General features: G+C 39.4%; 4 protein-coding genes. All 4 read right to left on the bottom strand.

The features are described from left to right. Positions 1–124 precede the first annotated feature (124 nt). Positions 125–448: a DUF6057 family protein gene (locus NG821_RS12060; RefSeq protein WP_252761908.1), complete on the bottom strand. Its 324-nt coding sequence runs from the start codon at positions 446–448 to the stop codon at positions 125–127. Between the two features lie 143 nt (positions 449–591). After that, on the bottom strand, positions 592–1,470 hold the full coding sequence (locus tag NG821_RS12065; protein WP_252761909.1) for a hypothetical protein: 879 nt from the start codon (positions 1,468–1,470) through the stop codon (positions 592–594). Positions 1,471–1,497: 27 nt separating this feature from the next. Further along, a complete protein-coding gene (locus NG821_RS12070; protein WP_252761910.1) occupies positions 1,498–3,270 on the bottom strand; it encodes a RagB/SusD family nutrient uptake outer membrane protein in 1,773 nt (590 codons plus the stop codon). An 18-nt stretch (positions 3,271–3,288) separates the two neighbouring features. Next, positions 3,289–6,549 (bottom strand): SusC/RagA family TonB-linked outer membrane protein, encoded by a 3,261-nt coding sequence (locus tag NG821_RS12075; RefSeq protein WP_252761911.1) that lies wholly within the window; start codon positions 6,547–6,549, stop codon positions 3,289–3,291. Between the last annotated feature and the right edge of the window lie 368 nt (positions 6,550–6,917).

The following is a 6,917-nucleotide window of genomic DNA, read 5'->3' on the forward strand; positions in this document are numbered from 1 at the left end:
TAATTGTATAACCCGCTTCCAGTAGCTGCATATAATGCAGTCGTGCCGAATAGTCATGTTTGTTTTTTTTCTTGATAGACATAATAAACCCCGAAAGTTAATTGTCTAACTTTCGGGGTTCACTTCATATGTCCAAAACGCCATTATATATAGCCAATATCCAAATCTGTCTTTGCAAAGTAACAAAACAAGCTGATAGGACAAGACCACCTAATATAGGATAATAATAAAACTGAGTTAAGAATTCTGCAATATAATCAGATAATCCACCAGGTACAATGATACGCTGTACAAAATAATCAGAAGTAAACAGAAACATTTGTAATTGCTCCTGATAATTTAAGACCCCACGCTGTATAAAACACCAAAAGCAAAAAACAGCAATGCCAAAGATAACTGAAAATAAAACGTGTTTAACGTGTTTGTTATTATTAAGGTCTTTATCCATTCTGATAAATATAATAAAACGGTACAACGTCAAATTGTACAGCAACTCCACACTTAAGATAAAAAAACTCTTTCTATAATGAGATTAGTTGTCTTATCTGACTAATGTTAGACAAGACAACTATCCCAAGGAATTAAGCAAGGTCACTTTTGAGCATCACACCACTCTTTTGTTGTTTTTTTGAAACACCAAAACCAGGCAGTTCCACCTTGACTTGTAACATTAGGTTCAGGGGCACAAAGATAAAGATGATCCCCATCAGCCTTTAGAATTTGATAGACAAATTGTCGGACATTATTGTTATTGACCTGAATTCCCATCAAAGGTATAGTACCTGAAAAAGTCATGGTACCTATATCCCAGCCCGCTTTTACTGAATTGGAAGAAACAGTTACTGAACCCGTCTCACCTCGGCTAGCTGTAACACCCGATAAGCTCAAGGAAAACCATCCTTTAAGTCCATCAGTTCCAAGTCCTTTTCCTGTGGCCTGTTCATCAATTTGGTCCTTAGTAACTTGCCACCAAGCAGGTGAGATGTCACTCATATAACCGCCATTACCCCAGACAACACCATTATTATCAGTTGTATCCCAAGTCCAATAAGTAGTGGTATAACCGCCTTTTCCATCACCAAATATTTGATCATAAATAGCCGGTAGGTCCGTATACTCAGTGACTTCCAGTGATTTAATTCCGGATTTTACGATCGAACCATCTTCATTCATCGTCTCAACATATACATTCAACTCCTTTGTTGGAGGAGCGACCTGCAAGGAAACATTCGTCCCCTCACCAATCTCTTGTTTTGTATCGGCATTGAACACTTTAAGGTAACGCACAGGTGATGTTGTTACAGTTATATTATTATTCCCCTGTGATTTAGGAGTTAAAGTTAATCCAGCCGTCAATTGATCCTCAGTTATAAGCGCTTTGGGGCTAATCTCATCATGCGTAGGATTGCATGAACTAAAAGCAAGCAGTATAAAAAATACTGCAAATACTAAATAACATGTTTTTTTCATAAGTATTTTCTTTTATCATGAAAAGATTTATTTCCATCCCGTATATTCAGAACTATTGTCACTCCATCCGGGATTTTGAACTACACTTCCTATAGAAACTGCATTATCAGGCATTTTCACGAAACCTGCGGTTTCATTGTATCTCGCAGCATATCCTCCATTATGAGCCACATTCTTTGTGCTTTCACCTGCCACATAGATGGATTGATCCGTCTGTCTTGATAGCGCTTTGGCAGCAATATGCCAACGGCGGATATCATTCCAGCGTGTCCCTTCACAGGCAAACTCCCATCTACGCTCATTCTGAAGTGCAGTCAATGAATAACTGCCTATAGGTGACAGTCCGGCACGAGCTCTCACCCGATTGATACCGGATACATTCTCTTCCAGTTCCGACTGCATCAGCAATACATCTGCAAAGCGGAGCAAGACCAAATCATGGATATTCGATGTTTGCATGTTTACACCATTAGACCATCCGTCGGAACCGTACATCGTCACTTCAAAGCTACAAGCGATACCTCCGGGCTGGGTTGAATCCCTACAAGTAATAGGGGCTAATTTCTTTTCATAGTAATCAGTCTCCTGTACATAATCGGTCCAACCACCTTTTTTGTAATTAGGAAGTTGACTTAACAACTGAACAGATGCGTCACGCCTCATATCAGTAGGTTCAGCTGCTTGCCAATCTGACATCAGATTAGGTGCCACGGGACCAGCACCCCATCCTTGACCAAAGGGAAAAGTATTGGCATAATCCTGTCCGCCGCGAATACCAAAATGTAAGGCATAGACATTGCTGTAACCTATTGTTGTCTGCCAAGAAGCTAATTTATTAAACTTTATGGAGAACATATTCTCGACATCTGCCTGATTATGAGTACCATTCTCATCATCCTGACACCATTTCAAACCTTTTCCTTTTGTATAGGAATAGTCATTTACGGTATACTTATTGGTATAAGCCCAAAGGTTACGATAATCCGGTACGAGGGAATAACCGGAATTATTCACGCAGTCATCAATATATTTTGACACGTCTTGCTTCGTAAGAGTCTTTCCATCGGGAAGAGTTACAGAGGTCAAAGGTTTATACACCGTACTTGTCAAGTCCTTCAACTCTGATCCATCACCATACATTCCGGTATAAAACAACCAAGCACGTCCCAGCATGGCTTCTGCACAATACTTGTCGGCATGGCCGTTATTATTGCTTGACGTACTGGGCAACAGGTCTGCTGCGTCCTTGAAATCCTGAATGATTTGTCCCCAAAGCGTCTCTACACTACCCTGTTTAACAAGTGTTCCGCTGGGTGAAGTCATCAAAGGCACATTACCATACATTGAAGCAAGCTCATAATAATAGAATGCCCTGCAAAACAAAGCTTCGCCCATATATTGATTTTTTTCTTCATCACTCAATTTTGTATTGGGAATGGCTTGGATCAAAGTATTGGCACGATTGATGCCTTGATAACGGATAGTCCAGAAATCATTTGTCATATTAGTACCATAATTGCAAAGCAAATCTTCTGCCTGCATCAATTTATCATTGGTACCGCCACCTCCAAATTGATCGTCACTAGCCAGTAGAGAATAGTAAAGAAAACTCTCTTGAGGATACTGACAGACTTGATTCATGCATTCATAAATACCTGCCAAAGTTGCATCAGCATCTGTTGTATTGGCCGGAAAATTGTCCGTAGATTGTTCTGTTAGATTCTCCACTCCATTAAGTCCACATGAAACTAGACCAATACTGAGAATACCTGCAGAAATAATATTTAAAACTTTTTTCATAGTGTATTTTCCTTAATTTTAGAATTTAATATTAACACCAACAAGATAAGTACGCGGCTGAGGATAGTTTCCTACATCTACACCTGTGACCCATGGTTCTGCACTGTTAAGGGCCATTCCATTTTCAGGATCCATACCTTTGTACCCAGTAATTGTAAATAGATTCTGCGCAGTGACGTATAACCGGAGTTGTCCAAAAGGACATCCTTTCCAAATATGCTTGAAATCATAACCAAGTGTAATGTTCTGCAAACGCAGATAACTTGCATTTTCGATATATATATCAGAAACGGCTTGCCAGTTAACTCCCGTATTTCCCGGAGCGATCATAGGATATTTATTGGACGTGCCCTCACCATTCCAATATTCATAAACTTCAGTCGTATAATTTTCATACTGTCCGTCAGTAAACTTACGCCATGAACGAGCGACCTGCTGTCCTAAAGCGGCATAAGCAGTTACCGACAAATCAGCACCTTTATAACTGCAATTAAGACCGAAGCCCATCGTCACATCCGGTATAGGATTACCTAAATCAGTTTTATCATCTGTAGTGATCTTGCCATCATGATTGGTATCAACAAACTTCAAATCACCAGGCTTTAAACTGGAACCTTGTAAAGAATTGGCAGCATTTCCACCACAATTTTCTTGTATATAACTTTGAAGATCACTGGCATTTTGAATAACCCCTCCGGTTTTGTAACCATAGAAGTAGCCGATAGGATGACCGACCTGCATACGTGCCATATAACCTGTATTTTGAGCTAGATTATCATTACCACCCTCAATGTAATCAAGTGAAGAATTGATTTTGGTTACCTTATTTTTATTGTAGGCAAGATTCCAATTTGCGCCATAAGTAAAGTCAGATCCAACTTTATCATGCCAATCCAAAGCGACCTCTATACCGGTATTCTGAACAGTTCCGGCATTTTTCCATTGTGTCGAGAAACCGGTTGTGGAAGCAACAGGGACCTGTATGAGTAAATCTTTCGTGACTTTTTTATACCAGTCAAAGGTAAATCCCATTTTTCCTTTCAAGAAACGTGCATCGAGACCTATATCTGTCTGATCCGAAGTCTCCCAAGTCAAGTCTTCATTTGCCAATCTGGACGGACTTGCCCCTTGTGTATAGCTATTTTTTGTATTGCCAAAAGAATAATTTGAATAATCATTGTATGCAAAAGTTGCTTGATAGGCAAATGCGTCTACAATATTACGGTTACCGTTCTGTCCCCAACCTGCGCGAATTTTAAGAAAGTCAAGCCATTTGGACGTTGGAGCCATAAATTTCTCATTGGTAACGACCCAGCCTCCACTTACTGAGGGGAAATAGCCCCATCTATGGTCAGGAGCAAATACGGAAGAACCATCAGCACGAAGAATCGCAGACAACATATAAGTCTCATTGTAATCATAATTGACACGACTGAAATAAGACATGTTCCTGGAATCCCCATAAGGCGTTCCCGACACAGTGGCACCTTGAACTCTATTCTTAGTCAAAGAAAGGTAGGCATGCTTAAAATCACCGTAAATACTACCTGTAGATGTACCCTCTACCATTTCTCCAAAATTGGGACGGGACTCGCTATATTCAGTACCAAGCAAGACATCAAAATGATGACTTTGCACGATATTAAATTTATAATTCAAAGTATTCGTAGTACTCCATCCCCAACCTGTACCTACTTGTTCCGTAACTTGATCCTGGGTTCGAGAGCCACCGGAGTCATTAATGTAATATTCAGGAAGGTAAGCTCTCCAAGTATAGGAGCTTTGATTATAATTGATCTGTCCTTTATAAACAAGATCTTTAATAGGCTGAATCTCTACATAACCAATTGCATTCAAACTAAAGTTTTTAGACTTATTGTTACCGCTCTGGCTATTCACCAAAGATGCAATAGGATTAGAAGTATAAGAATTGTAATTGAACCAACCTTCCGTACCGGAACTTGCCAAATAATCGTGCATCGTATAATTTCCGTTCTGATCATATATAGGTATACAAGGATTAGCCCTCAGCATATCAGAGATCGCATTACTATACTGATTTCCAATTTGGATACCCTGGTTTTCCTTATGTTGGAAATAGACATTCTCACCCACCTTGACGACATCCAAGCCTTTTGGATTAGAATAGATGACATGTTCAGAATTCAATCGGAGAGTAAAGCGACGAAAATCAGATTTCACTACATTTCCGAAAATACCATCTTGATACTGATAACCCACACCTGAAGAAAACTTACTCCGGTCTGTACCACCGATAATATTGATGGCTTGATTGGTCGTCATTGCATTTTTATTGCGAATCGCGTCCAACCAATTTGTACCTTCATTTGAACCGTCTTGGTACGCTTTCAACAAATCTGCATTAATGTATTTAGACCAGTCATAAGCTTGTCCACCATTATTATAATTGACCAGATCCTGAACAGCCATATACTGCTTTGCGTTTAAAAGTTGTGGCATCTTATAAACGTTCGACCAGCCTACATTCCCATCATACGAAACCTGGATTTTACCTTGCTTACCCTGCTTAGTCGTAATCAGGATAACACCGTTGGCACCATTTGAACCATAAATGGCACAAGAAGCTGCATCCTTTAACACATCAATTCGCTCAATATCAGCAGGATTCAAGTTGTTAATATCTCCTCCTGTTACACCATCAATAACGTAAATAGGCTTCGTATTACTATTTGTACCTGCACCTCGAATAGCAACCTTATACCCGTCTCCAGGTTGACCTGATATAGCAGTAATGTTTACACCCGGGCTCTGGCTTTGGAGTGCACCAAGGACTTGGGTAGTGTTCAACTTTTCTATATCACTCCCCTTGATCTCATCAGTTGCTCCTGTAACTAACTTTTTCTTCTGGACACCATATCCCATAACGACAACCTCATCCAAGGTTTTATTGTCGGCAGACATCATAACATTAATTTGAGATCTGTTGCCTATAGTTATCGTTTGAGTTTTATAGCCAATGTAAGAAACGATGATTACAGGATTACTACCCTTCAAAGTAAGTATAAAATTACCATCCAAATCTGTCACTGTACCATTAGCAGAATATCCTTTTTCGACGATACTTGCACCAATTACCGGTCCCTCTTGATCTGCAACATGGCCGGAAATTTTCTGCCCCTGCTGGACAGCTTTTATTGTAACTTTGGGTGAAGCCAATACAATCTGAGGCCAACAAATGCACCCCAGAATCATACATACACTGACAAGCAGTGTGGATTTCATAAAATTTTGATTCATATCTGATAGGTTAAAGTTATAAACGCTTTAGCTCCGTAGTTAACGGTAGACTAAACTAACTGATAGTTATTATTTTGATTACATTTATTTTTCATGAAACAGATTCCTTCACTTTTCAAAATTGATCTCTATATAGGTATGGTTGTTAAAGGTAATAGGCCTCACATGCTGCCCAAGGTAGAAGATTGCCGATCGTTAAAGTCTAATTTATGATATTGAACTTATTAATTGTTTGCAAATATATATGAAACGTACATGATCGTCTTTCGCCAAAGGGAATGAAAAGGGATTTTTTGTATCTTTGCCACAGTATAAACCCTTTAATCCTTTAGATATGTCGAATCAGAAGCAAGAAGTCTCCTTTTCAG

It is taken from the genome of Segatella cerevisiae (genome assembly GCF_024054555.1).
Taxonomy (GTDB): Bacteria; Bacteroidota; Bacteroidia; order Bacteroidales; family Bacteroidaceae; genus Prevotella; species Prevotella cerevisiae.

What these genes read in the sequence shown, in the direction of transcription:
- NG821_RS12060 (WP_252761908.1), bottom strand. Translation starts at nt 448, where the DNA reads ATGGATAAAGACCTTAATAATAACAAACACGTTAAACACGTTTTATTT.
- NG821_RS12075 (WP_252761911.1), bottom strand. Translation starts at nt 6,549, where the DNA reads ATGAATCAAAATTTTATGAAATCCACACTGCTTGTCAGTGTATGTATG.
- NG821_RS12065 (WP_252761909.1), bottom strand. Translation starts at nt 1,470, where the DNA reads ATGAAAAAAACATGTTATTTAGTATTTGCAGTATTTTTTATACTGCTT.
- NG821_RS12070 (WP_252761910.1), bottom strand. Translation starts at nt 3,270, where the DNA reads ATGAAAAAAGTTTTAAATATTATTTCTGCAGGTATTCTCAGTATTGGT.